This is a genomic window from Amycolatopsis sp. NBC_00355 (genome assembly GCF_036104975.1).
GTDB lineage: Bacteria > Actinomycetota > Actinomycetes > Mycobacteriales > Pseudonocardiaceae > Amycolatopsis.
Genome location: NZ_CP107982.1, coordinates 7745549 through 7772074, shown reverse-complemented (window position 1 = coordinate 7772074; position 26526 = coordinate 7745549). Strand labels below are relative to the sequence as shown.

26 protein-coding genes and 1 pseudogene are annotated in these 26526 nt (G+C 71.2%); 12 read left to right on the top strand and 15 right to left on the bottom strand.

Translation table 11 applies throughout. The features are described 5' to 3' along the window. Nucleotides 1–128: 128 nt before the first annotated feature. Together OHS18_RS35795 and OHS18_RS35790 are read left to right on the top strand one after the other, a co-directional pair. Nucleotides 129–1493, top strand: a complete 1365-nt coding sequence (locus OHS18_RS35795) for an MFS transporter (protein WP_442875306.1) — start codon at nucleotides 129–131, stop codon at nucleotides 1491–1493. A 10-nt stretch (nucleotides 1494–1503) separates the two neighbouring features. Then, nucleotides 1504–2358: an NAD(P)H-binding protein gene (locus OHS18_RS35790; protein ID WP_328613752.1), complete on the top strand. Its 855-nt coding sequence runs from the start codon at nucleotides 1504–1506 to the stop codon at nucleotides 2356–2358. A gap of 20 nt (nucleotides 2359–2378) precedes the next feature. Here the strand turns inward: OHS18_RS35790 and OHS18_RS35785 are convergent, their stop codons facing one another. Both OHS18_RS35785 and OHS18_RS35780 read right to left on the bottom strand, forming a co-directional pair. After that, nucleotides 2379–3662: an ATP-binding protein gene (locus OHS18_RS35785; protein ID WP_328445046.1), complete on the bottom strand. Its 1284-nt coding sequence runs from the start codon at nucleotides 3660–3662 to the stop codon at nucleotides 2379–2381. A 3-nt stretch (nucleotides 3663–3665) separates the two neighbouring features. Continuing rightward, nucleotides 3666–4361: a response regulator transcription factor gene (locus OHS18_RS35780; RefSeq protein WP_155549497.1), complete on the bottom strand. Its 696-nt coding sequence runs from the start codon at nucleotides 4359–4361 to the stop codon at nucleotides 3666–3668. Nucleotides 4362–4403: 42 nt separating this feature from the next. Between OHS18_RS35780 and hisN the strand changes: the two genes are divergently transcribed. Both hisN and OHS18_RS35770 read left to right on the top strand, forming a co-directional pair. Further along, on the top strand, nucleotides 4404–5189 hold the full coding sequence (gene hisN / locus OHS18_RS35775; protein ID WP_328613751.1) for a histidinol-phosphatase: 786 nt from the start codon (nucleotides 4404–4406) through the stop codon (nucleotides 5187–5189). 137 nt (nucleotides 5190–5326) lie between these two features. Continuing rightward, nucleotides 5327–8572, top strand: a complete 3246-nt coding sequence (locus OHS18_RS35770; protein ID WP_328613750.1) for a GH92 family glycosyl hydrolase — start codon at nucleotides 5327–5329, stop codon at nucleotides 8570–8572. A 63-nt stretch (nucleotides 8573–8635) separates the two neighbouring features. Here OHS18_RS35770 and OHS18_RS35765 read toward each other — a convergent pair whose 3' ends face one another. The 5 genes from OHS18_RS35765 to OHS18_RS35745 form a co-directional block, all read right to left on the bottom strand. Next, complete coding sequence (locus tag OHS18_RS35765; protein ID WP_247060908.1) at nucleotides 8636–8896, bottom strand: hypothetical protein; 261 nt, start codon at nucleotides 8894–8896, stop codon at nucleotides 8636–8638. Then, the gene (locus tag OHS18_RS35760; protein WP_442875305.1) at nucleotides 8893–9873 is read right to left on the bottom strand and encodes a TNT domain-containing protein; all 981 of its coding nucleotides are present in this window, start codon (nucleotides 9871–9873) and stop codon (nucleotides 8893–8895) included. The genes OHS18_RS35765 and OHS18_RS35760 overlap by 4 nt, the downstream gene beginning before the upstream one ends. 104 nt (nucleotides 9874–9977) lie before the next feature. After that, nucleotides 9978–10907 carry a hydroxymethylglutaryl-CoA lyase gene (locus tag OHS18_RS35755; RefSeq protein WP_328613748.1) on the bottom strand — a complete coding sequence of 310 codons (930 nt, stop codon included), beginning with the start codon at nucleotides 10905–10907 and terminating at the stop codon, nucleotides 9978–9980. Next, complete coding sequence (locus OHS18_RS35750) at nucleotides 10907–11473, bottom strand: PH domain-containing protein (protein ID WP_328613747.1); 567 nt, start codon at nucleotides 11471–11473, stop codon at nucleotides 10907–10909. Before OHS18_RS35750 ends, OHS18_RS35755 begins: the two co-directional genes overlap by 1 nt. Before the next feature lie 85 nt (nucleotides 11474–11558). Then, the gene (locus OHS18_RS35745; RefSeq protein WP_328613746.1) at nucleotides 11559–12359 is read right to left on the bottom strand and encodes a biotin--[acetyl-CoA-carboxylase] ligase; all 801 of its coding nucleotides are present in this window, start codon (nucleotides 12357–12359) and stop codon (nucleotides 11559–11561) included. A gap of 81 nt (nucleotides 12360–12440) precedes the next feature. Here OHS18_RS35745 and OHS18_RS35740 point away from each other — a divergent pair, with 81 nt between their 5' ends. Then, a complete protein-coding gene (locus tag OHS18_RS35740; RefSeq protein ID WP_328613745.1) occupies nucleotides 12441–13478 on the top strand; it encodes a C40 family peptidase in 1038 nt (345 codons plus the stop codon). Nucleotide 13479: 1 nt separating this feature from the next. Here OHS18_RS35740 and OHS18_RS35735 read toward each other — a convergent pair whose 3' ends face one another. Then, nucleotides 13480–13908 carry a hypothetical protein gene (locus tag OHS18_RS35735; RefSeq protein ID WP_328445060.1) on the bottom strand — a complete coding sequence of 143 codons (429 nt, stop codon included), beginning with the start codon at nucleotides 13906–13908 and terminating at the stop codon, nucleotides 13480–13482. A gap of 117 nt (nucleotides 13909–14025) precedes the next feature. On the opposite strand from OHS18_RS35735, the gene OHS18_RS35730 reads away from it, so the two are divergent. Continuing rightward, nucleotides 14026–14361: a VOC family protein gene (locus OHS18_RS35730; protein WP_328445062.1), complete on the top strand. Its 336-nt coding sequence runs from the start codon at nucleotides 14026–14028 to the stop codon at nucleotides 14359–14361. Nucleotides 14362–14366: 5 nt separating this feature from the next. Here the strand turns inward: OHS18_RS35730 and OHS18_RS35725 are convergent, their stop codons facing one another. Next, nucleotides 14367–15413, bottom strand: a complete 1047-nt coding sequence (locus OHS18_RS35725; RefSeq protein ID WP_328613744.1) for an alkene reductase — start codon at nucleotides 15411–15413, stop codon at nucleotides 14367–14369. Nucleotides 15414–15477: 64 nt separating this feature from the next. On the opposite strand from OHS18_RS35725, the gene OHS18_RS35720 reads away from it, so the two are divergent. The 3 genes from OHS18_RS35720 (at nucleotide 15478) to OHS18_RS35710 (ending at nucleotide 18537) form a co-directional block, all read left to right on the top strand. Beyond that, nucleotides 15478–16332, top strand: coding sequence for a sigma-70 family RNA polymerase sigma factor (locus OHS18_RS35720; RefSeq protein WP_328613743.1), 855 nt, complete (start codon nucleotides 15478–15480; stop codon nucleotides 16330–16332). 70 nt (nucleotides 16333–16402) lie between these two features. Further along, nucleotides 16403–17221: a class I SAM-dependent methyltransferase gene (locus tag OHS18_RS35715; protein WP_328613742.1), complete on the top strand. Its 819-nt coding sequence runs from the start codon at nucleotides 16403–16405 to the stop codon at nucleotides 17219–17221. A gap of 713 nt (nucleotides 17222–17934) precedes the next feature. Further along, entirely contained in the window at nucleotides 17935–18537 is a 603-nt protein-coding gene (locus OHS18_RS35710) for a TetR/AcrR family transcriptional regulator (protein WP_328445069.1), read from the top strand. Here the strand turns inward: OHS18_RS35710 and OHS18_RS35705 are convergent, their stop codons facing one another. After that, nucleotides 18538–19434, bottom strand: coding sequence for a transglutaminase domain-containing protein (locus tag OHS18_RS35705; RefSeq protein WP_328613741.1), 897 nt, complete (start codon nucleotides 19432–19434; stop codon nucleotides 18538–18540). A gap of 20 nt (nucleotides 19435–19454) precedes the next feature. Next, entirely contained in the window at nucleotides 19455–20453 is a 999-nt protein-coding gene (locus tag OHS18_RS35700) for a GlxA family transcriptional regulator (protein ID WP_328613740.1), read from the bottom strand. A gap of 71 nt (nucleotides 20454–20524) precedes the next feature. Between OHS18_RS35700 and OHS18_RS35695 the strand changes: the two genes are divergently transcribed. Further along, nucleotides 20525–21301, top strand: coding sequence for an NAD(P)H-dependent oxidoreductase (locus OHS18_RS35695; RefSeq protein ID WP_328613739.1), 777 nt, complete (start codon nucleotides 20525–20527; stop codon nucleotides 21299–21301). Nucleotides 21302–21630: 329 nt separating this feature from the next. On the opposite strand, the gene OHS18_RS35690 is transcribed toward OHS18_RS35695, so the two are convergent. Then, a complete protein-coding gene (locus OHS18_RS35690) occupies nucleotides 21631–22380 on the bottom strand; it encodes an SDR family oxidoreductase (protein WP_328613738.1) in 750 nt (249 codons plus the stop codon). Next, on the bottom strand, nucleotides 22377–23234 hold the full coding sequence (locus tag OHS18_RS35685) for an NAD(P)-dependent oxidoreductase (protein ID WP_328613737.1): 858 nt from the start codon (nucleotides 23232–23234) through the stop codon (nucleotides 22377–22379). Before OHS18_RS35685 ends, OHS18_RS35690 begins: the two co-directional genes overlap by 4 nt. Nucleotides 23235–23316: 82 nt before the next feature. Here OHS18_RS35685 and OHS18_RS35680 point away from each other — a divergent pair, with 82 nt between their 5' ends. Continuing rightward, on the top strand, nucleotides 23317–23676 hold the full coding sequence (locus OHS18_RS35680) for a winged helix-turn-helix transcriptional regulator (protein WP_328613736.1): 360 nt from the start codon (nucleotides 23317–23319) through the stop codon (nucleotides 23674–23676). Here the strand turns inward: OHS18_RS35680 and OHS18_RS35675 are convergent. After that, on the bottom strand, nucleotides 23648–24838 hold the full coding sequence (locus OHS18_RS35675) for an FAD-dependent monooxygenase (RefSeq protein ID WP_328613735.1): 1191 nt from the start codon (nucleotides 24836–24838) through the stop codon (nucleotides 23648–23650). The two genes, OHS18_RS35680 and OHS18_RS35675, sit on opposite strands and share 29 nt — an antisense overlap. 74 nt (nucleotides 24839–24912) lie before the next feature. Here OHS18_RS35675 and OHS18_RS35670 point away from each other — a divergent pair, with 74 nt between their 5' ends. Further along, entirely contained in the window at nucleotides 24913–25485 is a 573-nt protein-coding gene (locus OHS18_RS35670) for a TetR/AcrR family transcriptional regulator (RefSeq protein WP_328613734.1), read from the top strand. Here OHS18_RS35670 and OHS18_RS35665 read toward each other — a convergent pair. Then, a pseudogene (locus OHS18_RS35665) lies at nucleotides 25482–26391 on the bottom strand (IS5 family transposase). The gene OHS18_RS35670 and the pseudogene OHS18_RS35665 sit on opposite strands and share 4 nt — an antisense overlap. Nucleotides 26392–26526: the final 135 nt, after the last annotated feature.

The window sequence follows — 26526 nt, the reverse complement described above, 5'->3', positions numbered from 1 at the left end:
GAGGTGGTTTCCGAGCGCGAAGAGGTCGCACCCGTCCGCGGGTGACGATGGAGCCTTTTCCCGACTCGACGGGACGCGTTTTCCTGCGCGTCCGGACATCTCTCGTCCCTTCTTCACGAGGACATCCCTTGATCACAACCGCGCCTTCGCGCGCTCAACTGAAACATGTCAAAAAGCCGGCCCTCATCGGCCTGTTCCTGGCCGTTTTCCTGGCGATGCTCGACGCCCAGGTCGTCGCCACCGCGCTGCCGCGGATCGCCGCCGAGTTCGGCGGGACCGGGGCGTACGCCTGGGTCACCACCGCCTACCTGCTCGCCGGGAGCGTCACCGCACCGCTCTACGGCAAGCTCGGTGACGTCTTCGGGCGCAAACGTGTGCTCCTGGGCGCACTCACCCTCTTCCTGCTCGGTTCGCTCGCCTGCGGCCTGGCGCCGTCGGCCGGCTTGCTGGTCGCCGGGCGCGTCCTGCAGGGCGCCGGCTCCGGAGGTCTCTTCGTCTCCGTCGGCGCTTCGCTCGGCGAAATGTTCACGCCTCGCGAAGGCGCGAAGTACTTCGGATGGTTCTCGATCTGCTTCGCCGTCGCCTCCCTCGCGGGTCCGGTCGTCGGCGGGCTGCTCACCGGCCTGGCCGGGTGGCGGTCGATCTTCCTGGTCAACCTGCCGCTCGGGCTGGCCGCCGTCGCCTTGCTGCACCAACTCGACCTGCCGAGACGTCGTCGCGAAGCGCCGTTCGACTTCGCCGGAGTTGTCCTGCTCGGTTCGACGATCACCGGGTTCACGTTGCTGACGCCGTGGTCGATCGCCTGCGGCGCCGCGGCCGCCGTCACCTTCGTCCTCGTCGAACGACGGGCGAAAGCGCCCGTGCTGCCGTTGCGGCTGTTCCGCGATCGGACCTTCACCGTGGCCGTCGTGCTCAGCGTGCTCACCGGGTTCGCGTTCCTCGGCTCGATCACCTACATCGCGGTCTTCCTGCAGGCCGACGCCGGCCCGGCGGAAGGCGGCCTGCGGCTGGTGCCGATGACGATCGCCGTGGCGGTCTCGTCGGCTGTCGCGAGCCGGATCATCGCCCGCACCGGCCACTATCGCTGGGCGCCGCGGCTGAGCACGGCGCTCGGCCTGCTCGCCGTGCTCGGCCTGACGACGCTCGGCGAACACCGCCCCCTCCCGGCGATCCTCGGCTGCCTCGTCGTCTTCGGTCTCGCGGCCGGGCTCAACCTGCAGGTCCTCGCGATGGCCACGCAGAACACGGCGCCGGCCGCGGACCGGGGCGCGGTCGCCGCCGGCGTCAACCTCGCCCGCGCGCTCGGCTCGGCCCTCGGCCCGGTCGCGCTCGGCTTCGCCTACAGCGCCGGATCCTTCAGCGCCGGATCTTTCAGCGCCGGATCCTTCAGCGCCGGGACCCACGGCGTGTTCCTCACCCTGCTGCCCGTGCTCGCGCTCGCCCTCGTCACGGCGATCGCGCTCCCGCACGTGCCGCTCCGCGACCACCACTAGGAGAATTCCGATGATCTTCGTCCTCGGCGCCACCGGCAAAGTCGGCCGCGCCCTCGTTCCCGCCCTGCTCGACGCCGGTGCCGCGGTCCGCGCACTCACGCGTGACCCGGCGAAGGCCCGGATCGACCCGCGCGCCGACGTCGTCCGAGCCGACCTCGACACCGCCGACCTGCCCGCGCTGCTCGACGGCGCGGACCGCGTTTTCGTGCTGACGCAAGGCGACAGCGTGACCCGCGAACGCGCGGTCGCGCACGCCGCCGCCCGTGCGGGTGTCAGCCACCTCGTCAAGCTGTCCACCACCGGTGTCCACTTCGGACAGAAGGATCCGATCACCCGCGCCCACGCCGAAGCCGAGCAGGCCGTCCGCGAAGCCGGTCCGGCATGGACGATCCTGCGGCCCGGCGCGTTCATGGACAACCGCTTCGCGTGGCTGCGCACGATTCGCGAAGAGAACGCTGTGTACGTGCCCGAAGGTGATCCGGCGTCCGCGCTGGTGCACGTCCGGGACATCGCCGCGGTCGCGACCCTCGCACTCACGACGTCCGGCCACGAAGGCGCGACGTACGAACTCACCGGCGGCGAAGCACTCACCACCGAACAGCAGGTCGCCGTCCTTTCCGAAGCGACCGGCCGCACGATCAAGTACATCGAAGAGCCCGAAGCCACCGCTCGCGAACGCATGACGCGGATGTACGGCTGGCCCGCCGAAGCCGTCGACGGCTTCTTCGGGCTCAAGCGGGAGTCCGCCGCGCACGAGCACGTCGTCTTCGGCACCGTCGCGCGGTTGCTCGGCAGGCCGCCGCGAACGTTCCAGGATTGGGCGCGTGAGAACGCGGCCGCGTTCACCTCCCATTACCGGGAGTGACCGTTGCTGACCGACGTCGACTAGCGCGGGACGCGCTCCGCGGGCCACCGCACCTCGGGGACGTCGCTCGGCTTGGGGACCTTGAGGAACAGGCTGAACACGGCCGGGCGGCGGTTCGACAGCTCCAGCCGGCCGCCGTCGGCCTCGACCAGCGCGCGCGCCAGCGCCAGCCCGACACCCGTGGAGCCGCCGCCGGAGAAACCGCGTTCGAAGATGTGCGGGGCGAGCTCGTCGGGGACGCCGGAGCCGGTGTCGCTGACCTCGATCACCACCGTGCCCTCGGCGTCGCCGCGGCGGGCGGCCACGCTCACCGTGCCCGAGCCGTGGCGCAGCGCGTTGTCCAGCAGGACGCCGACGACCTCGCGCAGGCGCCCGGGGGTGGCCCGCGCCATCAGCCCGTCGGCCACCCGCATCCGCAGGTTCCGGCCTTCCGAGCGGAGCAGCTCACGCCACTCCTGGGACATCTGGGGCAGCTGGTTCGGCAGGTCGACGGGTTCGGCGCCGACCTCACGCGCCGCGCGCGCCGCCGCCAGCAGCCCTTCGAGCGCCTCGGCGAGCCGGTCGGCCTGTTCCTGCGCGGCCTTCGACTCGTCGGCCACCTCGTCGTCCGGGTGCATGGTGAGCGGTTCGAGCCGCAGCTGCAGCGCGGTCAGCCGGCTGCGCAGCTGGTGCGAGACGTCGCCGACCAGCTGCCGTTCCCGCTGGACGAGCTGGGCGAGCGCGGTGCCGGAGGCGTCCAAGGCCTCGGCGACCATGTCGAGCTCGCCGACGCCGTAGCGGCTGGGGTCGGGCCGGAAGTCGCCGCCGCCGAGCCGGGACGCGCGTTCGGCGACGTGGCGCAGCGGCTTGGCCAGCCGCCGCGCCGTCACCAGCGCGACCACCGCGCCGGTGCCGATCGACAGCAGCACCAGCAGGATGACGACCAGCGTCACGGTCGTCTGCCGCTCGTGCATCGGGCCGGCCGGGACGGCGATCTCGACCTTGCCGTCGCGGGCCAGGTCGGCCGTCTCGGTGACGGTGTCGGCGCCCGGGTCGCTCCCGTAGCGCTTCTCGATCTGGTTGCTGGCGCGGACGGTCAGCAGCCCGTTGGCCGGGACCGCGGCCCGCACCTGGTCGAGGTCGATGTCCTGGCCGTTCGCGATCTCCGTGTCGAGGATCGCCGCCGCCGCGCGGGCGTTCTCCGCGAGTGTCTCGCGGTAGCTCGACTCGATCTGCCAGCTCGCGACGATGCCCAGCGGGATGCCGAGCACCGCCGCGGTGACCGCGACGGCGAGGAGGATGGCCAGCAGGATGCGGCGGCGCACGGCTTATTCGGCGTTGAAGCGGAAGCCGACGCCGCGGACGGTGGCGATCCGCCGTTCGCCGTCGTGGGTCTTGCTGGTGCGGCCGGCGGCCTCGTCGGCGGCGATCGCGAGCTTCCGCCGCAGCCACGACATGTGCATGTCGAGCGTCTTGGACGTCTTCGACTCGAGGTCGTTCCAGACCTCGGCGAGGATCTCGTCGCGGCTGACGACCTGCCCGGCGCGGCTCATCAGGACGCGCAGCAGCTCGAACTCCTTGTTCGCCAGCTGCACCTCGTGCAGGTCGACGGTCACGAGCCGGGCCCCGAGGTCCATCCGCACCCCGCCGGCCTCGAGCACCTCGGGCACCCGGCGGCGCAGCAGCGCGCGGATCCGGGCGAGGAGCTCGGCCAGCCGGAAGGGCTTGGCGACGTAGTCGTCGGCCCCCGCGTCGAGGCCGACGACGAAGTCGACCTCGTCCGTGCGGGCCGTGAGCATCAGGACGGGCAGCTCGGTGCCGTTGGCCCGGAGGCGCCGGCAGACCTCCAGCCCGTCCATCCCGGGCAGCCCCAGGTCCAGGACGAGCAAGTCGACGCGCTGGGCGGCGGTGGCGTCGAGCACCGAAGGGCCGTCGGTGACGACGTGGATCTCGTATCCCTCACGTTCGAGGGCGCGGGAGAGCGGTTCGGCGATAGCCGGATCGTCTTCGGCGAGTAGGACCATGCTCACCTGGCCAACTCTACGGCGGGGAGGCGTGAAACCATCGTGACCGTGCCTGGCTACGGAGATGATCTGGTCCTCGCCACCCGGCTGGCTGACGCCGCCGACGCGATCACGACGGCGCGCTTCCGCGCCCTGGACCTGAGGGTGGAGCGCAAGCCCGACCGCACCCCGGTGACCGACGCGGACACCGCGGTCGAAGACGCGATCCGCGCGGCTCTGGCGGCGGAGCGGCCGGAAGACGCGGTGCTCGGCGAGGAGCGCGGCGGCTCGGCCGCGACCGGCCGGGCCTGGGTGCTCGACCCGATCGACGGCACCAAGAACTTCCTGCGGGGTGTACCCGTCTGGGCGACCCTGATCGCCCTGGTGGTCGACGGCGACCCGGTCGTCGGCATGATCAGCGCGCCGCTGCTGGGCCGCCGTTGGTGGGCGGCTACGGGTTCGGGGGCGTTCTCTTCGGATTCCGCCGGGACCCGGCAGCTGTCGGTTTCCGGCGTTTCCTCCCTTTCGGACGCCTACGTGTCCACCACAGACGTGAACTCGTGGCGCGAGTACCACTCGCGTGAGAAGTACCTGGAGCTGCTCGACGTGTGCTGGGAGTCCCGCGCGTTCGGCGACTTCTGGCAGCACGTCCTGGTCGCGGAGGGCGCGATGGACGTCGCGGCCGAGTGCATCGTGAACCCCTGGGACGTCGCGGCGGCGCAGGTGATCGTCACGGAAGCGGGCGGCCGCTTCTCGGACCTGGACGGCGCGGGCCGGTACGACAACGGGAGCGCGCTGTCGACGAACGGCCTCCTCCACGACGACGTCCTCGGGATCCTCAAGCGTTGACGGGATAGGCCGCTTGGCGGGCACTTCTTGACCGGCCGGAACCGCCGGTGATTCACTCCCAGTGCTCGCCGGGCCACCCCTGCTTTCTGACAACGTTGTCAGGCCCGTGGTGACCCGCTCACCCCGGGAGGAAGAGCATGCGCAGAGTCGTCACCGCGGCTTTGATCGTTCCCCTGGTCACAGCCGTGGCCACCCCCGCCTACGCCGAGCCCGCCCACGTCAAGGACCTCGCCGCCTACGTCAATCCCTTCGTCGGCGCCAAGGCCGGCGACACCCCCGAGACCAACACCTACGCCGGCGACACCTTCCCCGGCGCCGACGTCCCCTTCGGCATGGTCCAGTGGAGTCCCGACACGCCCCTGCAGCCCAAGCCGCCCGCCGGGCAGGGCCGGTACTACGCCCGCGACCGGGACGGCGGCTACGCCTGGGAAGAGAACCGGCTCCGCGGTTTCAGCCTCACCCACTTCAACGGCGCCGGCTGCGGCGGCGCGGCCGGCGACGTCCCGTTCCTGCCGTTCGCCGGGACCATCACGACGTCACCTGCCGTCGACGCCACCAAGTACTTCCCCACCTTCAGCCACGCCGACGAATCCGCGTCCCCCGGCTACTACAAGGTGAAGACCGACTCCGGCATCACCACCGAACTGACCGCGACGCAGCACTCCGGCCTCGGCCGCTTCACCTTCCCGAAGAACTCCCCCGCGACGCTCCTGATCGACGTCGCCCAGTCCGCGATGGGCAGTGACGACGCGTCGGTGACCGTCGACCCGGCCAAGCGGACCGTCGAAGGCTGGGTCTCGAGCGGGCACTTCTGCCGCGGCCCCAACACCTACAAGGTCTACTTCACGGCCTCCTTCGACCAGCCGTTCACGACGTCCGGCACCTGGCAGGACGCCACCGTGACCCCGGGCGCGACCACCGCCCGCGGCGGCGACCTGAGCAAGGCGACCTGGGACAAGCAGGTTGTCACCGCCGACGGCGGCTCGGGCGCCTACCTGAGTTTCGACCCGGCCAAGCCGGTGCAGGTCCGCGTCGGCCTGTCCTATGTGGACGCCGCCGGTGCACGGCTGAACGTCGCCGCGGAGCAACGTCACGACTCCTTCGAGACGGTCAAAGCCCACGCCCGGCAGACCTGGAACGACCGGCTGCGGCAGATCACCGTCGAAGGCGGCACGGACGCGGCCACGCACACCTTCTACACCGCGCTCTACCACACCTTGTTGCAGCCTAACGTCTTCTCCGATGTGGACGGTCGCTATCCGGGCTTCGACAAGGCGATCCACCGCGCGAAACCGGGCCACGCGCAGTACGCGAACTTCTCCGGCTGGGACACCTACCGCGACGAGGTCCAGCTGCTCTCGATGCTCGCCCCGCACGAGGCCGCCGACATGGCGCAGTCGATGCTCAACCAGGCGAACCAGGCGGGCGGGGTCTGGGACCGCTGGTCGCAGAACAACGACTTCATGGGCGTGATGGGCGGCGACCCGTACCACTCGATCATCGCCAGCACGTACGCCTTCGGCGCCACGGACTTCGACGCATCGCAGGCGCTGAAGTCGATGGTCACCGGCGCCACCCGCGTCCAGCAGGCCGGCGAACGCGCACTCGAACGCCCGGGCCTGTCGGACTACCAGACGCTGGGTTACCACCCCAACAACGTCTCCGACATGCTCGAAGACACCACCGCCGACTTCGGCATCGCGCAGCTGGCCCAACGGCTCGGCCAGAAGGACACCTACCAGCAGTTCATGACCCGCGCGCAGTACTGGGAGAACGTCTACAACCCGGCCACCGGCTACCTGCAGACCCGGATGCGCGACGGGCGGTTCCTGTCGCCGTTCGATCCCGCGGAGTACCAGGAAATGCGCTACCAGGAAGGGAACGCGGCGCAGTACACGTGGATGGTGCCGTACAACGTCCGCGGCCTCTTCGACGCGATGGGTGGCGACGACGCCGTCAAGAAGCGTCTCGACTTCTTCTTCACGAAGCTGAACAGCGACGCGAGTTCGCCGTACGCGTTCATGTCGAACGAGCCGTCGTTCGAGGTGCCGTGGGAGTACGCGTACGCGGGCGCGCCGTCGAAGACGCAGGACATCGTGCGCCGCTCGGCGGAGCTGCTGTTCAAGCCGGGCGAGGACGGCCTGCCCGGCAACGACGACCTCGGCGCGACGTCGGCGTGGTACGTGTTCGCCGCGCTCGGCATGTACCCGGAGGCGCCCGGGCGCGCCGAGATGGTGCTGGCCAGCCCGATGTTCCCGAAGATCACGCTCACCCGGGCGACCGGGCAGCGGATCACGATCACCGCGCCCGGCGCGTCCAGCTCGGTGAAGTACGTGAAGAGCCTGAACGTCAACGGTGAGGCGAGCACGAAGCCGTGGCTGCCGGAGTCGTTCGCGGTGAACGGCGGCCGGCTGGACTTCAGCCTCGGCACGTCGCCGACGTCGTGGGGTTCGGCGAAGGGTGACGTCCCGCCGTCCTTCCGCGACGGCGAGGTGCCGGTGCGCGGCCGCGTCGGCCCGGGCCGGATCGTCGTCGCGCCCGGTGGCTCGACGCCGGCGACCGTGACGGCGGAAGGCATCACCGGCCAGGGCAAGGTGACCTGGCACGCGAAGCCGCCGGCCGGGATCACCGTGACGCCGTCGAGCGGCACGCTCACCGTGGGCGCTCACGGCACGGCGTCGCAACAGGTGAAGGTGACGGCCGCGGCCGGGGCACCGGACGCGTACACGAGCGTGCCGGTGGAGTTCGGCGGGCAGCTGCCGTCGTACCTGCCGGTGACCGTCGGGAAGCCGGGGACGCTGCAGGCGGCGAGCACGAACGTCGGCGTCACGGACGACCGGTTCGTCCAGTACGGCGACTTCGGCGAGACGGACCTCTACCCCGGCCAGTTCGCCTACTCCGCCCAGGGCCTGGCCACGAGCGGGATCAAGCCGGGCGCGAAGGTGCGGGAGTTCACCTGGCCCTCGAGCCCGGCCGGGTCACCGGACAACGTGGTCGCCGCGGGGCAAACGCTTGCGGTCCAGGCCCCGGCGGGTGCGACGAAGCTGTCGTTCCTCGGTTCGGCGACCGGCGGTGACGCGCAGGGCGACGTGACCGTCACCTACACCGACGGCTCGGCGCACCAGGGTTCGCTGGGCCTGTCGGAGTGGCTGCTCCAAGGCGGCACGGAGACCCCGCGGTTCGGGAACACCGTCGTCGCGCAGGTGCCGTACGTGAACTCGGCGTTCCCGCGGTACATGTTCCGGCTGTCGCGGCCGTACACGTCGTACCTGTTCGCCACGGCGCCGATCGCGCTGGACCCGGCCAAGCAGGTCCGCAGCGTCACCCTGCCGGCGTCCACCGGCGCCGGCGCCGCACACTTCTTCACCTACGCCGTGTCCTGAGCCCAAAGCCGTGAAGGCCTCCTTACCGGCTCTTACGGCCGGTAAGGAGACCTTCACGGCACGTCACTTGCCGGGCAGCAGGCCGACGGCGCCGCGGGCGACCTGCGCCCAGGCCAGCCGGCCGAAGAGGTAGTGGCACGCGACCTGTTCGCTGGTGAACCGGGCCCAGTCGTAGCGGTTGCCCTGTTCGCGCCAGAACACCTCCCACGCCCCGTCTTCGCCCTGCATCAGGCACCAGGCGTTGTCGACCTCGGCGCCGAGCGAGACGACCTCGGTCGGCACCCCCAGCACACCGAGCCAGCGCTGGATCGACTGCGTGTTCATGCGTCCTCCCCCTTGGCCTCGGCCAGGTAGCCGAGGGTGACGAGTTCGTCCGCTCCCAGCAGGGCCCGGTACCGGGTGCCACCGCCGACCTGACCGAACCAGTGCGCCGATTCCGAGCGCCACATCGGCACCTTGCGCACGACGACGTACCGCCGGTACTCGGCGTCGCGCGTGCCCGGCGGCAGCGAGCGTTCCCCGAACGGCGTGCCGTCGGCGGCGAAAACCCGCCCGTACGCCGGTCCGAAGCGGTCGAGCACGGTGTCGACCGGGACCATCACCGGCTCGGCGGGGTCCAGGCTGCCGTCGGGGTACTGCTCGCCCGGCGGCCAGGCGTACTCGGGCCCGAGCGGGCCGTCGCCGACGACGAACCGGCGGATCCACACGGCCTGCGTCGCGTGCGCGTACGGCACGTAGTCCACTGTGACGTACCGCGGGACCGGCAGCGGCGCCGCGGTCGGCGACCGGCGGAACCCGGCGGTGACGTTGGTGAGCGCCTGGTCGTCGAAGATCAGCCGGGCGTCCGGGTGGTCGTTCGGCGGGAAGCCGTCCGGGTCGTCGGGCAGCGGCAGCTGCAACGCGGGCCGGTCCATCGCGATCGGCAGGTGCCCGATCGGGAACATGTGGACCAGGAACAGCGCGACGACGCTTTCCCGTTCCGTGCGCGGCGAGCCGAGCGGCGGCAGCGGCGCGGGCGAGCCCGGGCTCATCGGCGGGCCCGCGACCGGCGGAGGCGGCCCGGCGGGCGCCGGCGGAGGCGGTACCGGGGGTGCCGGGGGCAGCGGGAACGGCGGCAGCAGCGGCGACACCGCGTGCGGCCACGCCGAGGGGCTGCCCGAGGGCGGCGTCGGCGCCTCTTCGAACGCGCCGGAGTCCGTCAAGCCGTAACCGGGCAGCCGGATCGGCCCCGTGTCCAGATCGGCCTCGACGTCGGCCTCGACCGGCTCGGAGCCCGCCTCGGAAGGCTCGGTCACACCCATCCTCCGGCTCGGTCGGTGCCCACGGGCACAGAACTCTTCGACGCGGCCGCGGCGCTGCCGGTCCCCCTTGATACCGCACCCCGCCACGGCCGGGTGAACCGAGGTCAGCTCAACGCGGCGACCACCCGGGACGGGCTCGGGCGACCGAGCTGTCCCGCCATCCACGTGCTGGTCGCCACCAGGGCGGCCAGGTCGACGCCGTGGTCGACGCCGAGCCCGTCCAGCAGCCACACGAGATCCTCGGTGGCGAGGTTGCCCGTGGCCGACTCGGCGTACGGGCAGCCACCGAGGCCGCCCGCCGACGAATCCACAGTAGACACTCCACATCGGAGCGCCGCCAGGGTGTTGGCCAGAGCCTGACCGTAGGTGTCGTGGAAGTGCACGGCCAAAGTACCGACATCGCCGAAGAGCCCGATCAGGGTCTCGACCTGCCCGGCCGTCGCGACGCCGATGGTGTCGCCGAGCGAGAGCTGCGTGCAGCCCAGTTCGAGCAACCGGCGGCCCGCGTCGGCGACCTGCTTCGCCGGCACGACGCCTTCCCACGGGTCACCGAAGCACATCGAGAGATAGCCACGGACGTCCAGGCCCGCCTCGCGAGCCCGCGTGACGACCGGCTCGAACATCGCGAACTGCTCGTCCAGCGACGAGTTGAGGTTCTTGCGCGCGAACGTCTCCGTCGCGCTCGCGAAGATCGCGATGTGCTCGACGCCTGCTTCGAGCGCGCGGTCCAGCCCGCGCTCGTTCGGCACCAGCACCGGGTAGCGGACGCCGTCGCGGCGGTCCAGCCCGGCCAGCAGCTGCTCGGCGTCGGCCAGCTGCGGCACCCACTTCGGGTGCACGAAGCTGGTCGCCTCCAGCGTCGTCAGGCCCGCCACGGCGAGCCGGTGGAGGAACTCCAGCTTGACCTCGACCGGGACGATCGTCTTCTCGTTCTGCAGGCCGTCCCGCGGGCCGACCTCCCAGATCGTGACCCGCTCCGGTAACTCACCCGTGGCGGGGACCCGTTCCGGCAGGCCCAGTTCGCGCGTGCCCATCAGCGTCGTCGGTCGCCGCGCGGTTGCGGCGGCAACGGCTCGGTCTGCTGGGGCGCCGGCGCGTGGTAGTCGTCGTTCGGGTTGTCGTTGACCTCGCGGTAGATCACCGTGTGCACCCGCTCGACGTGCGGGATGTCCTCGAACCGCAGCGGCTCGTGCGACGCCGACTCGATGATCAGCGTGCCGCAGCCGAAGACCCGGTCGAGCAGGCCGTGCTCGAACTGGACGCTGTTGATGCGGCTCATCGGGATGTCGATGCCGGTGCGCTTCAGCACACCCTCGCGGGCGATCAGGCGATCGGTCGTCACGATGAAGTGGGTGGTGCGCCAGCGCACGAACGGCGTGAGGAACAGCCACACGACCAGCACGAGAGCGACCACCCCGATGGCGATCAGCCCGACCGTGTTCCACGGCGAGCCGGCGTCCCTCGCGAGGATCGCGAGCCAGGTGCCCGCGCCCAGGGTGAGCAGCAACGCGAGCGTCGGGAAGATCAGCATCTTGAAGTGCGGGTGACTGTGCACCACGACGTGCTCTTGCTCGCTGAGCAAATCGTCCGGATAAGCCACGGCGGACGCTCCCAAGGTCGGTGCGGCGGTGTCGTCCCACCGTACCGGCGAGACGCCTGGCCGGTACGTGCAACGCCCCAAACTTTCAGGCCGGGCGTACGTGCACCACGTCACCCGCGAACACGGTGTGCCGCTGACCGCCCGCCATGTCGACCTGGAGCTGCCCGGAGGCGTCGATGTCGGCGGCCCGGCCGACGAGGGACGTGCCGTCCGGCAGCTGCACCTCGACGTCCTGGCCGAGGGTCGCGCAGTGGGCGCGGTAGTCGCCGAGCAGGCCGGCTTCGGTGAGGTCGCCGGCCGCGTAGCGCCAGCGCCGTTCGAGGTCGTCGAACTCCGACAGCAGCGCGATGGCGACGTCGGTGCGGTCGGTGGTCGTGGCGCCGTGCTCGGCGAGCGACGTCGCGGGCAGCCCGCCGGGCCCCGGCCGGACGTCGCCGAGCGGCAGGACGTTGAGCCCGATCCCGAGCACGATCGACGGGTCGGCTCCCGCGACGGCTTCCGCGAGGATGCCGGCGCACTTCGCGCGGCCGATGAGGACGTCGTTCGGCCACTTCAGCACGGCCTCGACGCCGAGACCGGCCGCGGCGGCCCGGACGGCGAGCCCGGCGACGACGGACAGTGACCCGAGGGCCGCGAACGACACGCCGGACGGCCGCAGCGCGACGCTCAGGTACAACCCCGCGCCCTTCGGCGAACTCCACGATCGCGCGCGCCGGCCGACCCCCGCGGTCTGCGTCTCGGCCAGCAGCACGGTCCGGTCCGCGGCGCCGTCGTCGACGGCTTTGCGCAGGTCGGCGTTGGTGGACCCGGTCGTGTCGACGACGTCGATCTTCGCGTAGCGGTCCTTGAGCGCCGCGCTCAAGCGGGCGGCGTCGATCTCAGGCATGTGCCCACCATATGGGAGTCCCCCTAACGTGCAAGCCGCTCGCTCGTTCACACAGAGGTGCGCTCTTCTAAGTTGGACCCCGTGACGACCAAGCCGACCTCCTGGGCTCGTGGTGCGGCCCTGCGCGGCCTCGTCGCGCTCCCGCTCGTCGCCGGGCTGGTCACGGCGGGCTGGCTGCTGGCGGACCGCACCCCGGAGCCCGCACCGGCCCCCGCGCCGCTGCCGGTGGCCGACGGCGCGGCTTCGGGTCCTTCGGTGCTCGAAGTGAGCGCGCCGGTGAAGGCCCGGGAGCCGGGTCAGGGCGCGTCCGGCGCGGGCGGCAAATCCCCGCTGCAGCAGTGGGCCGACCAGCTGGCCGGGCCCCTCGACATCCCCGCGCCCGCGCTCATCGGCTACGCGAACGGCGAGCTGGCGCTGCGGCAGGAAGACCCGTCGTGCCACCTCTCGTGGGTCACGCTCGCCGGCGTCGGCTCGGCCGCGTCGAACCACGGTCGCGGCGGCGAGAACCTGCTCGGGCTGTCGGCGGCGCAGGCCAGGAAGTACGGCGCGACCCCGGATTCGTCGTCGGTCGCGGCCGGCCGCGCGCTCTGCGCGGGCGGCACCGACCTCGGCGCCGGCCCGGGCTGGTGGAAGGCCATCGCGACCTACCACCCGGGCAGCGAGAGCGAGCTGTTCCGCCAGCGCGTGCTCGGCACGGCCCAGCTGTACGCGACGCTCTCGCTCGACCCGTCCCGCGCGGATACCCCGTCGGTCCGGGCGGCCCGGTTCGCCCTCGGCCAGCTCGGCCTCCCGTACGTCTGGGGCGGCAACGGCCCGGACGCGGGCGCGGCCGGCTTCGACTGCTCCGGCCTGACGAAGGCGTCGTACGACAGCGCGGGCGTGGCCCTGCCGCGGACGGCCGACAGCCAGTTCCGCTCGATCCCGGCGGTCCCGCCGTCGCAGGAGCCGCGACTGGGCGATCTGGTGTTCTACGGCAGCCCGGCGACCCGGATCCACCACGTCGGGCTGTACCTCGGCAACGGCCTGATGATCAACGCGCCGACCGAAGGCCAGGCGATCCAGATCCACACGTACCACTCGAAGGGCGACGACTACGCGGGCGCGGGCCGCCCCGCCTGAGTCACGGCTTCTGCTCGATCGTCTCCGGCTTGTAGGCGAACACCGCGCCGCCGGTGGCGAAGACGTGCCAGTCCTCGCAGATCCGGTCGGTCCGGGTCTCCGCGCCGCGCGGCCACCAGTCGGCGGTCAGCGTCGCCGCCGTCTTCGTGGGCGCGCCCAGCACGCAGGTGGCCGGCAATGCCGCCGTCGTGAACTTCAGGAGCCGCTCGGAACCGGTCGTCCGGATGACCTCGGTGACGGCCTTCGCCTGGTCCGGCACCCAGCCCGGCAGCCGCGCGTCCTGGTTCTTCTTGCCTTCCGCGCCACTCTCGTAGCCGACGGTCTTGACGTGCCCGTTCGCGTTCTCGTCGAGGCCTTCCTTGAGACCGCACCCGGTCAGGGTGACCACCAGTGCCGCGCCGACGCCGATCATCTTCGTGCTCGTGTTCATGGGACGAGCTTCGCGGGCCGCCGGCCTCGTCACATCGGTCGTCCGGTCGCGGACGAATGGCCATCCGGCCGATATCGCCGGCCGGTTTTGTCGGTGGTCGCCGCTAGCGTCGGCGGCATGTACGAAGTCGACTTCGTCGAGTTCCCGTCCACGTCGTCCGCGGCGTCGGGCCGGTTCTTCGAGCGCGCGTTCGGGTGGGCGGTCACGCCGTACGGCCCGGAGTACGCGGACGTCCGGGCCGCCGGGATCACCTTCGGGTTCCAGGCGGACGCGGCCGCGCAAGCCCCCGCGCCCCTGGTCACGATCCGCACGGACGACCTCGCGGCCGCCCGCACGGCCGTCGAGGAAGCCGGCGGGGTGGTGACGGTCGAACCGTTCGGTTTCCCCGGCGGGCGGCGGTTCCACTTCCGCGAGCCGGGCGGGAGTGAGCTGGCCCTCTGGTGCCCGGAATGACCGTCCTACCCGGACACGGCGGCGACCTCCGGGTGCTCGAGGTAGCCGGCGACCCCGCCGCCGTAGTACGTCACCGGGTCGCCGGCGGCGAGTTCGCGGCCGAGCGCGAACCGCGTCACCAGGTCCGGGTTGGCGACGAAGTGGCGTGCGTACGAGACGGCGTCGGCGATCCCGGCCTCGACCACGGCGTCCCCCGAGTCCCGGTCGAAGCCGTTGTTGACGATCACCGCGCCGTCGAACAGCCGCCGATAGCGCGCGAAGGCGGCGAAGTCCGGGCCGGTGTCCGGGCCTCGCAGGTGCAGGTAGGCGAGCCGGTCCAGGTCGCGGACCAGCTCGTCGAGGTCGGCCCGGAGCGCGTCGTCCACAGTGAACAGTCCGCCGGTCCAGTACGGCGCGAGCCGCACACCCACGGCGATCCCGGTCCCGGCCACGGCATCGACCACGTCGAGGACCAGTTTCCGCCGGGCCCGCGCCGAACCGCCGTACGCGTCGCGGCGCCGGTTCAGCCGCGGGTGCAGGAACTGCGCGAGCAGGTAGACGCCGTGCGCGGCGACCTCGACCCCGTCGAACCCGGCGCGCCGGGCGTTCCCGGCCGCCGTCCGGTAGTCCTCGACGGTCCGCCGGATCTCGCCGGCGCTCATCTCCCTGGGCGTCACCGCGGGCCGCCGTCCGGTGGCCGTGTGGACGTACTCCTGCGGATCGACCGCGGACGGCCCCGCGGGCCGCGTGCCGATGAGCTCCGCGTGCGACACGGCGCCGGTGTGCCACAGCTGCAGCACGATCCGCCCGCCGAGCGCGTGCACGACGTCGGTGACCCGCCGCCACCCGGCGACCTGCTCGTCGGTGTGCACGCCGGGGACGTTCGGGAAGCCGACGGCCCGTTCGCTCACCCAGGTCCCCTCGGTGATGACGAGCCCGGCGCCCGCTCGTCGCGCGTAGTACTCGGCCTGCAGGTCGGTGGGCACGCAGCCGCGGGCGCGGGTCGTCGGCGCCAGCACCACGCGGTTCGGCAGGCGCCAGCCGCCCAGGTCGGCGGGGGTCAGCAAGCTCATCGGTCACCTCGGGTCGCGGGGATTCGTCAGGATGGCGACGGCTGACGCGCGCGAAAGGTGACCGATGGACGAACTGGCGGAGCGGTTCGAGGCCGAGCGCGGCCGGCTGCGCGGGCTGGCCGGCCGGATGCTGGGCTCGGCGGCCGAGGCGGACGACGCCGTCCAGGAGGCGTGGCTGCGGCTGAGCCGCGCGGACGGCGTCGACAACGTCGCGGCCTGGCTGACCACGGTCGTCGCCCGCGTCTGCCTCGACGTCCTGCGGTCGCGGAAGGCGCGCCGGGAAGACCCCGCCGACCTCCTGCCCGAGCCGATCGCGGACGCCGACCCGGCGGGCGAGGTGGAGCTGGCCGACTCGGTCGGCCGCGCGCTGCTCGTCGTGCTGGACGCGCTCGGCGCGGCCGAGCGGGTCGCGTTCGTGCTGCACGACCTGTTCGCGGTGCCGTTCGCCCGGATCGCACCGGTGCTGGATCGCACGCCGGTGGCGGCCAAGAAGCTCGCGAGCCGCGCGCGGCAACGAGTCCGCGGCACGTCTCCCCTGCCCGACGCCGACCTCACCCGCCACCGCCGGGTCGTCGACGCGTTCTTGGCAGCCGCCCGCGGCGGCGACCTCGACGAGCTGCTCACGGTGCTGGCCCCGGACGTCATCCGCCGCGCCGACGCGGCCGCGTTGCCGGTGGGCACGGCGCTGGAAGTCCGCGGCGCCCGGGCGGTGGCCGAGGAGACGCAGGTGTTCGGGAAGCGGGCGCACTTCGCGGAACCGGCCCTGATCAACGGCGCTGTCGGCGTAGTCGTGGCCCCACGCGGCCGGCTGCGGCTCGCCTTGGTGGTGGCGATCGAGGGCGAGCAAGTGACCGGCTACGACGTGATCGCCGACCCGGCACGGCTGGCGGCTCTGCGGATCACCTGTCCGTGGTCTTGACGTCTTCCCGGTGTTCGCGCGACTATGAACGAGTGTTCATGAACGTATGTTCATAACGAAGGGACGGACGATGACCGAGGTCGTCAACACGGCGCAGGCAGAGGCATGGAACGGCTACGAGGGAGAGCACTGGGCGTCCCACGCCGACCGCTACGACGGCGTGAACGGCGGCTTCAACGCTTCCGTCCTGGACTTGGTAACCCGATCGGACCGAGTACTGGACATCGGCTGCGGCAACGGCCAGCTGACCCGCCTGGCGGCGGCCCGAGCCGCGTCCGCAATGGGCGTCGACTTGTCCGGCCCCATGCTCACGACAGCACGCGCGCGCTCGTCGTCGCTGACTAACATCACCTTCGAGCAGGGTGACGCCCAGATCCACCCCTTCCCGGAGGGCGCATTCGACCTGGCGACAAGCCGTTTCGGCGTGATGTTCTTCGCCGACCCGGTGGCGGCGTTCACGAACATCCACCGAGCGTTGCGCCCAGGAGGCCGCCTGGCGTTCCTGTGCATGACAGCGCTGGCGAACACCGACCTCGGCCGCGTGTTCGGCGCGATGGCGCCATACCTCCCCCAGCCGACCGGCCCGGACGGCAGCGGCCCGACGTCATTCGCGGACCCGTCCCACACCCGGGAGGTCCTGACGGAGGCGGGCTTCGAGGAGGTGCAGTCCACCCACGTCGAGGCGGACCAGATCTGGGGCCGGGACATCCCGGACGCAACAGCCTTCATCACGGACTGGGGCCCGGTCCGCCACCACCTGAGCCAGGTGGACCCGGACACAGCAGCCCAGGCAAGGAGGGCACTCACCGAAGCACTGAAACCGTTCGCCGGGCCAGACGCGGTCAAACTCCGAGGCCAAGCTTGGCTCGTGACCGGAAGAAGGCCCTGATCCAACCGGGCCACGCGACCACCCACGCGACCACGCCCAAGCCCCACTTCCCAGCGCAGCTACCCAGGAGGCCTCGCGCACGCTCCTCGACCACGGCCGCCCGGATCCCATCCATCCGGCCACCCCGAGCCACTCCCCACCACGGCCGCACCTACCGCGCATCGCGCACTTCCTCCTCCACCGCGGCAGTCCAGATCCCGTCCACCCCGAGCCACTCCCCACCACAGCCGCACCTACCGCGCATCGCGCACTTTCGTACACCGCGGTAACCCAGATCCTGTCCATCCGGCCTTCTCGAGCCACCTCCCACCACGACCGCACCTACTGCGCACCGCGCGCGCTTTCCTCCGCTGCGGTCGCCCGACCCACCCCTGCCAACACGACCACCCGCACCACGCCCAAGCCCCACTTGCCACCGCAGCCACACCCACGCTGCATCGCGCGCGCTCCTCCACCGCAGCCGCCCAGATCCCATACATCCGGCCACTCCCCCACCACGGCCGCACCTACCGCGCCTCCGACCCTTCCTCACGCAACCGCGCGCCCTCCAACCACCGCTCAACCCCAGATCCCAATCACCATCCGCCCCGAAGCGCCTTCCCCGTCGCGACCATCCCGCGCGCCCGCCCACCACGCCCGCCCAACCCCAATCACCCGCCCCACCCCGGCTCGGCACAGAAAGGAACCCCGCCCATGCCCCTACGATGGCGGTGATGTCACCGAGGAAAGCCGCGGCTCAGCGGGATGGGCAGTCGCTCCACGACCTGCTGATCGAGACCGCCGAGAAGATGATCGCCACGCACGGCACGACCGGCCTCACCGTGCGCGCGATCGCTCGCCAGGCCGGCGTCGCCGACGGCGTGCTCTACAACCACTTCTCCGACAAGGAGGAGCTGCTGGCCAGGGCCCTCCTGGAGCACGTCCAGCGCACCGAGGCCGACCTCGGCGAACTACCGGTGGCCGGCGAAGGCACTCTCGACGGCAACCTCCGCCGGCACCTGGAGTTCGGCGTCGCCCTGCACCGGGCGATCGTCCCGGCGTTCCGCGGTCTGGCCGGCCGTCCGTCGGTGCTGGAGCGGTTCGCGGAGATCAGCGAGCGCTCCGGTTACTGGCGGGATCGTCTGGTGGCCTACCTGCGTGAGGAGCGCGCCCTCGGCAGGCTGGCGCCGGAGTCCGAAGTGGACGCCGCGGCGGCCGTGCTGGTCGGCTTCTGCCACGAGTCGGTCCTGGGTGCGGTCTTCCCGCACACCGGCCCCCTCGACCCGCCCTCGCTGGAGGCCGTGGTCAAGACCGTCCTGCACGGCATCGCGCCTTAGTCACCGCAGCACGACCTCGACCGGGACCTGCCCCGGCGGGGTGACCGAACGGATCACCGGCGGCACCCGGACGTCGTCGGCTTCGTACACCACCCGGAGCTGGTCGATGTCCGGGTCGGCCATCAGCTCCGCCAGTTCGTCGGCCCGGGCCAGGTCGGCTGGGGCGAGTTCGGCGGCGTCGTCGTCGATCACGCCCCAGAGGTCCCACAGGATCATCTCGTGCTTGTTCAGCGCGGCGAGGTCGAGCACGAGGTTGTGCCGCGCGTACGGGAGGCCCCGCAGGAACGGCACGTCCAGGTCCGGCGAGACGACCACCCGGGCGGGGTCGACGTCGCCGGCGCGGGCGGCGGTCCACGCGTTCGCGCCGACCAGGAAGCGGTCGCGGGGGACGTCGAGGAGGTCGAGCGCCGAGCCGTCGACAGGGTCGCGGAACCCGGCGGGCATCTGCGGCTCCACCAGCCGCCAGGCGCCGTCGAGCCAGACCTCGGCGACGACGTGATCCAGGTACCAGCCGGGCACCAGGTAACTCGCGAACCCGACGCGGGTGCGCGCCGGGATGCCGTGGTGGCGGGCCATCGAGACGAACAGGAGGGTGAAGTCGCGACAGCAGCCGACGATCCGGTGCAGCGGCCCGCGCGGGCCGCCGGGCGGCGTCGGGTCGAGTTCGCGCAGGCGGGCGAACATGTCCTCGGCGTAGCGCAGGTTGATCTCTTCGCCACGCGAAGCGGGGAAGCCGTGCTGCGTGATGTCGCCCTGGGCCCAGTAGTGGAAGACCAGCTGAGAGGAGGCTTCACGCAGAGCTGCTACATCACGCGGGGTTCCGTCGAGCCAGCCCGCCTGCGGGCCCGGTTCGGTGAACCGGCTGTTGCTGACGTAGAACTCGTCGCTGACGGACATGACGGCCACGCTAGCCGGATTCACCCGGCCTGCGCCGCCAGTTCACCGCGGAACGTGCCACGGTAGGCGCTCGGTGAGACGCCGAGCGCCGCCTGGAAGTGCTGGCGCAGGGACGCCGCCGTGCCGAAGCCGGCTTCGGTGGCGACGCGGTCGACCGGCAGGTCGGACTCCTCCAGGAGCTGGCGGGCGCGTTCGACCCGTTGCTGCGTAAGCCATTGCAGCGCCGAAATGCCGACCTCTTCGCGGAACCGGCGGGTGAACGTGCGGGTGCTCATGGCCTCGCGGGCGGCGAGCTCGCGCAGCGTCAGCGGCCGGTGCAGGTTCTCCAGCGCCCATGCGCGGGCGACCTTGGTGGACGACGTCCGGGGCTCGGGCACCGGCCGCCGGACGAACTGGGCCTGGCCGCCTTCGCGGTGCGGGGAGACGACCGTGCCGCGGGCGACGTCGTTGGCGACGGCCGTGCCGTGGTCGCGGCGGATCATGTGCAGCACCAGGTCGATCCCGGAAGCGACGCCGGCGGACGTCAGCACGGTGCCGTCGTCGGTGTAGAGCACGCCGGGGTCGACCTCGACCTCGGGGAACCGGGCCTGGAGCTCCTCGGCGGAGCGCCAGTGCGTGGTGGCCGGGCGGCCGTCGAGCAGGCCGGCCGCGGCGAGCACGAACGCGCCCGTGCAGATCGACGCGATCCGCGCGCCCGCCGGGATCAGGTCCAGCGCGGCCTTGAGCGGCGGCGTCAGCACCCGCGCCATCGGCTCGTACTCGGCCAGGGACGCCGGGACGATCACCGTGTCGGCCTCGGCGATGACCTCCGGCCCGCGGTCGACGAGGATGCTGAAATCGGCGTCGGTGCGGATCGGTCCCGGCTCGAGGGTGCAGGTCACGACCTCGTACAGGGGCTCGCCCGACGCCGAGCGAGCCTGCCCGAACAGGCGGTGGACGATGCCGAGTTCCATCACGAGCATGCCGTGCCGGACCAGCACGGCCACGTGGTGACGGTCGGGGTGCACAAATTCGGCCATGGCTCGATTCTTGCACAGGTTGGCCATCGGGCCACTCGATCGCGGCCGCGGGCGGCGTGATGATCGAGGTCATGAACGTCTTGTGGGTATTCGCGCACCCCGAGCCGCGCTCGCTGAGCGGGGCCCTCCGCGACGACGGCCTCCGGACGCTGCGGGCGCTCGGTCACGACGTCCGGGAGTCGGATCTGTACGCGATGAAGTGGAACCCGGTCGTCGACGCCGCCGACTTCGGCACCGCGGCCGGCGGCGACCGGCTGATCGTCGGAGCGACGTCCGCCCGCGCGTACGCCGGCGGCGAGCTGAGCGCGGACATCGTGGCCGAGCACGAAAAGCTGGCATGGGCGGACGCGGTCGTCGTCCAGTTCCCGCTGTGGTGGTACGGCCTGCCGGCGATCCTCAAGGGCTGGTTCGACCGGGTGTTCGTGAAGGGCTTCGGCTACGGCGTCCGCGCCGAGGACGGCCGCACCCTCCGCTACGGCGAAGGCAAGCTGGCGGGCAAACGCGCGATGGTGATCCTGAGCGCGGGCGCCCGCGAACCCGCCCTCGGCCCGCGCGGGATCAACGGTCCCCTGAACGACGTCCTGTTCCCACTGCACCACGGGACGCTCTTCTACGCGGGCATGTCGGTACTGCCCCCGGTCGCGGTGTACGGCGCGGATCGTGTGTCGCCGGAGCACTTCGCGGAGGCGCAGGACCTGCTGCGCACACGCCTGAGCACCCTCGAGACAGCAGAACCACTGCCGTTCCGCACCCAAAACGGCGGCGACTACGACGACGACCTCGTCCTCCGCCCCGACCAAGCACCCGGCGCCACCGGCCTAGCCATCCACCTCGGCTACGTGCCATGAGGGGCACCCTCACGGCACGTAGTCCGTGAGGGTGGGCCCTTCCCCGCCGTGACGAGGCCTTCGAGCCGGCTACAGCCGTGAGGGGCACCCTCACGGCACGTAGTCCGTGAGGGTGGGCACCTTCCCCGCCGCGATGGGGCCTTCCAAGCCGACTAAGGCCGTGAGGGCACCCTCACGGCACCCAAGATCGTGAAGGGCACCCCACAGCGCCCAAGGTCGTGAGGGGCACCCTCACAGCACCCAAGGTCGTGAGAGGCACCCCCCAACACCCAAGTCCGTGAAGGGCACCCCCACAGCGTCAAAGTCCACGAAGGTGCCCCTCACCGCAACTACGCGGGCAGGGTCAGGCGCTGCCCCAGGCCGCCGTCCACCGGGAGGTCCGCGCCCGTTGTGAAGGTCGCGTCGAACGCCAAGAACAGCACCGCGGCCGCCACCTCCTCCGGCGTCGCGTGGCGCTTCAACGGCGTCACCTCGTCACCGGTTGCCTTGAATGCCGCCAAAACGGAGGCAGGCACGCCCGTCACGCCCATCGTCGGCGTATCCGTGTAACCCGGGCTCACCACGTTCACCCGGATTCCGCGCGGCGCCAACTCGGCCGCGTATGTCCGGGCGAACGATCGCACGGCCGCCTTGGCCGCGGAGTACGGGCCCATTCCCGCTATCCCCGCCTCGGCCGCGACCGATGTCGTGAACACGAACGAACCTCCGCGCCGCACCAGCCCCGCCAACCGCTGGGCCGTGAAGTACGCGCCCTTCGTGTTGACGTCGAACGTGCGGTCGTAGACCTCGGGTGTCGCCGTCTCGTACGGCGTCAGTGTCGCGTAACCGACGTTGACGAACACCAGGTCCAGCTCGCCGAGCGTCTCCGCGGCGACCTCGCCCAGGGTGTCGATGTCGGCCAACCTGGCCGCGTCCGACGAGAGCAGGTGCGCCTTTCCCGGCAGTTTTCCGTGCAACGACGAGACGTCGCGACCCGTCAGCAGGACTTCCGCGCCGCCGTCCAACAGGGCGCGGACCACCGCCAGGCCCATTCCGTGCGTGCCGCCCGTGACGACGGCCTTCTTTCCCGGGTACTTCACCGGATCTCCTCGATGACACTGGCGATCGCGTGCGCGCCGTAGCCCGCGTCGACCGCGCGGGTGAACAGGTCCGCGAGCGGCGCCGGGACGTCCGTGCCGATGCCTTGCGCCCGGCTCGTCTCGACCAGCAACTTCAGCCCGGCCGCGTTGATGTCCAGGGCCGAGACGTCCGTGGTGTACTCGCCGCTCGCCACCTGCGCGCCGATGCCGGGCAGGAAACCGCCGACCGCCGAGAGCCACGACAGCGCCATCGGCGTGAACCGCTCCGGCGTGACGCCCTCGGTGCCGACCAGCGCGAGAGCGTGCAGGTAGCCGCTCATCGCCGACCACATGATGCCCAGCAGCGCCAGGTCGTACAGGGCCGCGAGGCCGGCGTCCTCGCCGAGGAACACCGGCTCCCCCAGCACTTCCAGCACATCGCGTTGCGCCTCGAACGCCGTCGGAGATCCGCCGTAGAGGATCCGGGCGCCCGGCGTGCCGATGCCCTGCGGAACGGCCATGATCACGCCGTCCACGTAGTCGATTCCCCGTGAGGCCGCCCACTTCGCGACGCCGCGGGCCTGCTCCGGTGTGCCGGACGTCAGATTCACCAGCACAGCCGGAGTGACGGCGTCCAGCACCGGCTGCTGGGTGTCGTATGTGGACAGACAGCTGAGCACGACGTCGGCCGTGGCGACTTCGGCCGGTGTGGCCGCGAGCCGGGCGCCGCGGTCGAGCAGCGGGCCGGCCTTGAGCGGCGATCGGTTCCACACCACGACGTCGTGGCCCGCCCCCAGGAGCGCTCCGGCGAGGGCGGCACCCATCCGCCCCAGGCCGAGCACGCCCACCTTCTTGTTTTCTCCCGTTGAAGCCATGGACGTCATGCTGCTGAAGCGCTTTACACTGGACAAGTACCTACTAAATAGTCAGGTACCCACCAAAACGTAAGGATCCTGCATGCTGACCCGAAGCTACCGGTGCGGGCTGGACGCCGCGATCGACGTCGTCGGCGGCCGCTGGAAGGCCCTGATCCTGTGGGCGCTGCACGCCGAGCCGCTGCGGTTCGGCGAACTGCGGCGGAAGGTCACGGGGATCAGCGAGAAGATGCTGATCCAGGCGCTGCGGGAGCTGGAGGCGGACGAAGTCGTGCACCGCGAGGTGTTCCACGAGATCCCGCCGAAGGTCGAATACTCGCTGACCGAGCTGGGTCAGCGGCTGAACACCGCACTGTTGCCGCTGGGTGACTGGGGTGAGGAGAACATGGCCGGCATCGCGCAGCGCCGGGGCGTCACGCCGGCACCTTCGCATACTCCTTGAGCGTGATCGCGTTGCCGGCCTTGAGCGGCAGCTGCTCGATCACCTTGCGCCACGGCAGGTGCGGCAGCAGCCGCAGGTTGAGGTTGCGCATGCGGATCCACGCGCGGGTCGGCGGCACGAACCACTTCCCGTTGCCCTCCCCCAGTTTCTGGCACACGGCGACGAACTCGCGCATCTCCTCGTGGTAGGAGCCGAACGCCGTCACGTGGTCGCCGCCGGCCGCCGCGAGCTCGCCCGCCAGCACGTACGCGCCGACGATCGCCAGGCTCGTCCCCATCCCCGAAAGCGGCGCGGCGCAGTACGCGGCGTCGCCGACCAGCGCGACGCGGCCGTTCGCGTACGTGTCGAGCTTGATCTGGCTCGCCGAGTCGAAGTAGAAGTCCGGCGCCTCGCGCATCCGCTTGAGCAGCGTCGAGGTCTCCCAGCCGGTGCCCGCGAAGGCTTCCTTGACGATCCCGCACTGCTGCTCGACGTCGCGGTGGTCGTACGCGAGAGGCTCGGAACCGAACCAGAACAAGGCTTTCGCTTCCGCGTTGTCGCGAGCGCTGTAAACGCCGATGGTGCGGTTCGGCTCGTTGTAGAACCGGCCGACGTGGTCGAGCCCGAGGTGGTTCGGCACCGTGAAGATCGAGACGTAGTAACCGAGGTCGCGGCGGTACCGGGACTCGTCGCCGAAGACGAGTGAGCGCACGTTCGAGTGCAGCCCGTCGGCCCCCACGACCAGGTCGAACTCGCGCGGCGCGCCGTGTTCGAAGGTGACCGTGACGCCCGCGCCGTGCTCGGTGACACCGGTGATCGAGTCGCCGAAGACGTACTCGACGTCGTCCTTCGTGGCGCTGTAAAGGATGCGCGAGAGGTCGCCGCGCAGGATCTCCAGCTCGCCGCTCTGGAACGTCGGTGGCGTGACGACCAGCGTCCGGTCATCGGCGTCCACATAGGACACTTCACCCATGTTGGTAGCCGCGGCTTCGACCTGGCCGAGCAGGCCCATCCGGTCGAGGACGCGCAGGGACGCGCCGCGGAAGTCGACGGCGTAGCCGCCTTCGCGGAGCCGAGGGGCGCGCTCGACCACTGTCGGGGTGAAGCCGTGGCGGCGGAGCCAGAAGGCCAGGGCGGGGCCGGCGACGCTGGCGCCGGAGATGAGGACTCGTCTGTTCTGCATGCCGGGAACGATAACCCTGATTTGGGCGATCGCGCAAGGCGTTCGCCTAAGACGCTCGTGCTAACCTCAGGGGCATGGGCAACAAGGAAGCACTGCTGGCGGGTGCGAAGCGCTGTCTCAACGAAAAGGGCTACGCCCGCACGACCGTGCGGGACCTGGCCTCGGCGGCGAACGTCAGCATGGCCGCGATCGGCTACCACTTCGGCTCCCGCGAGGCCCTGCTCAACACCGCGCTGATCGAGGCGAACGAGGAGTGGGGCGAGACGCTGGCGAAGACCCTGCAGGTCGAGACGCCGCCGGACGCGTCGCCGGCCGAGCGCTTCGAGCTGATCTGGCAGCAGGTGATCGAGTCGCTCCCCGCGCACCGGCGGATGTGGGCGATGACGTTCGAGGCCTACACCCAGCCGGATCTCGACCCGGACGTCCGCACGCAGCTGGCGAAGGCGCTCGAACTGGCCCGCTTCGGGCTGGCGAACCTCTTCCAGGGCCTCGACGACGGCAGCGCCGAGGCCCGGGCCGTCGGCACCGTGCACCAAGCTCTGCTTTCGGGCGTGGTGCTGCAGTGGCTCGCCGACCCGGACCACGCGCCCTCGGGCGCCGACCTGATCCACGGCCTGCGCCTGCTCACGACGGACGTATTGGCTTAGGGCGTGTCTGACAATGCCTTGGTCCAGGTGACCACGGCGTGGAGAACTACCGCGGAGCGATAGACGATGGCGAGTTTGTCGTAGCGGGTGGCCAAGGCTCGCCATTGCTTGAGCAGGTTGAAGCGGCGTTCGACGACGTTGCGGCCGCGGTAATCGACCGAGTCGAAGACGGGTGGGCGCCCGCCGCGGGAACCGCGGCGTTTGCGGTGCCCGGCCTGATCAGCTGGCTCGGGGATCACCGCAGTGATGCCGCGGTCGCGCAAATGGCCGCGGATCGCCCTTGAGGAGTAGGCCTTGTCCCCGCGGACACGGTCGGGTCGCGTGCGAGCTCGACCGCGTCCGCGGCGAGCGACATGCAGATGCCGCATCAGGTGCGGAAACATCGGCGCGTCCCCAGCCTGGCCGGGACCGATCAACGTCACCAGTGGCCGGCCGTTCCCGTCGACGAGGTGGTGGACTTTGGTGCTCCAGCCGCCGCGGGAGCGACCGATCGCGTGATCAGGCGGCTCGGCGTGCAGATCCGTGTAGTTCGACCCAGCCCCCTGTGGGGCGGGTGATGTTCGTGGCGTGCTGATGCGCACGGGCGATGCTGGAATCCACCGACACCGACCAATCGATCAGGCCGGCCGCGTCTGCGGTGGCGAGCAGGCGTTGCAGCACGGTGTCCCAGGTGCCGTCGCCGGCCATCCGGCGGTGCCAGGTCCAGATCGTCTGCCACGGACCGAACACCGCCGGCACATCCCGCCACGCGATCCCGCAGCGGTATCGGTAGATGATCCCCTCGACCATCGCCCTGGCATCGGAGAACGGTCGGCCTTGCTTGCCGGTGCGGACCGGGAATAGGTCCTCGATCAACGACCACTGATCATCTGAGAGCAACTGAAACCGCGACACACCGGGCAGCATCTCAGCCAACAGCCGGCACCTTTGTCAGACACGCCCTAGTACTGCAACGGCAGTTAGGTGAGTGGGTAGCCCCGGCGTTTGTAGTGGCTGAGTCGGGCTTGGTGTTGTCGCCGCCGACGGAAACGGGACCAGGCC

What these genes read in the sequence shown, in the direction of transcription:
- OHS18_RS35790 (WP_328613752.1), top strand. Translation starts at nt 1,504, where the DNA reads ATGATCTTCGTCCTCGGCGCCACCGGCAAAGTCGGCCGCGCCCTCGTT.
- OHS18_RS35780 (WP_155549497.1), bottom strand. Translation starts at nt 4,361, where the DNA reads ATGGTCCTACTCGCCGAAGACGATCCGGCTATCGCCGAACCGCTCTCC.
- OHS18_RS35770 (WP_328613750.1), top strand. Translation starts at nt 5,327, where the DNA reads ATGCGCAGAGTCGTCACCGCGGCTTTGATCGTTCCCCTGGTCACAGCC.
- OHS18_RS35765 (WP_247060908.1), bottom strand. Translation starts at nt 8,896, where the DNA reads ATGAACACGCAGTCGATCCAGCGCTGGCTCGGTGTGCTGGGGGTGCCG.
- OHS18_RS35760 (WP_442875305.1), bottom strand. Translation starts at nt 9,873, where the DNA reads ATGGGTGTGACCGAGCCTTCCGAGGCGGGCTCCGAGCCGGTCGAGGCC.
- OHS18_RS35755 (WP_328613748.1), bottom strand. Translation starts at nt 10,907, where the DNA reads ATGGGCACGCGCGAACTGGGCCTGCCGGAACGGGTCCCCGCCACGGGT.
- OHS18_RS35745 (WP_328613746.1), bottom strand. Translation starts at nt 12,359, where the DNA reads ATGCCTGAGATCGACGCCGCCCGCTTGAGCGCGGCGCTCAAGGACCGC.
- OHS18_RS35735 (WP_328445060.1), bottom strand. Translation starts at nt 13,908, where the DNA reads ATGAACACGAGCACGAAGATGATCGGCGTCGGCGCGGCACTGGTGGTC.
- OHS18_RS35730 (WP_328445062.1), top strand. Translation starts at nt 14,026, where the DNA reads ATGTACGAAGTCGACTTCGTCGAGTTCCCGTCCACGTCGTCCGCGGCG.
- OHS18_RS35725 (WP_328613744.1), bottom strand. Translation starts at nt 15,413, where the DNA reads ATGAGCTTGCTGACCCCCGCCGACCTGGGCGGCTGGCGCCTGCCGAAC.
- OHS18_RS35720 (WP_328613743.1), top strand. Translation starts at nt 15,478, where the DNA reads ATGGACGAACTGGCGGAGCGGTTCGAGGCCGAGCGCGGCCGGCTGCGC.
- OHS18_RS35715 (WP_328613742.1), top strand. Translation starts at nt 16,403, where the DNA reads ATGACCGAGGTCGTCAACACGGCGCAGGCAGAGGCATGGAACGGCTAC.
- OHS18_RS35710 (WP_328445069.1), top strand. Translation starts at nt 17,935, where the DNA reads ATGTCACCGAGGAAAGCCGCGGCTCAGCGGGATGGGCAGTCGCTCCAC.
- OHS18_RS35705 (WP_328613741.1), bottom strand. Translation starts at nt 19,434, where the DNA reads ATGTCCGTCAGCGACGAGTTCTACGTCAGCAACAGCCGGTTCACCGAA.
- OHS18_RS35700 (WP_328613740.1), bottom strand. Translation starts at nt 20,453, where the DNA reads ATGGCCGAATTTGTGCACCCCGACCGTCACCACGTGGCCGTGCTGGTC.
- OHS18_RS35695 (WP_328613739.1), top strand. Translation starts at nt 20,525, where the DNA reads ATGAACGTCTTGTGGGTATTCGCGCACCCCGAGCCGCGCTCGCTGAGC.
- OHS18_RS35685 (WP_328613737.1), bottom strand. Translation starts at nt 23,234, where the DNA reads ATGGCTTCAACGGGAGAAAACAAGAAGGTGGGCGTGCTCGGCCTGGGG.
- OHS18_RS35680 (WP_328613736.1), top strand. Translation starts at nt 23,317, where the DNA reads ATGCTGACCCGAAGCTACCGGTGCGGGCTGGACGCCGCGATCGACGTC.
- OHS18_RS35675 (WP_328613735.1), bottom strand. Translation starts at nt 24,838, where the DNA reads ATGCAGAACAGACGAGTCCTCATCTCCGGCGCCAGCGTCGCCGGCCCC.
- OHS18_RS35670 (WP_328613734.1), top strand. Translation starts at nt 24,913, where the DNA reads ATGGGCAACAAGGAAGCACTGCTGGCGGGTGCGAAGCGCTGTCTCAAC.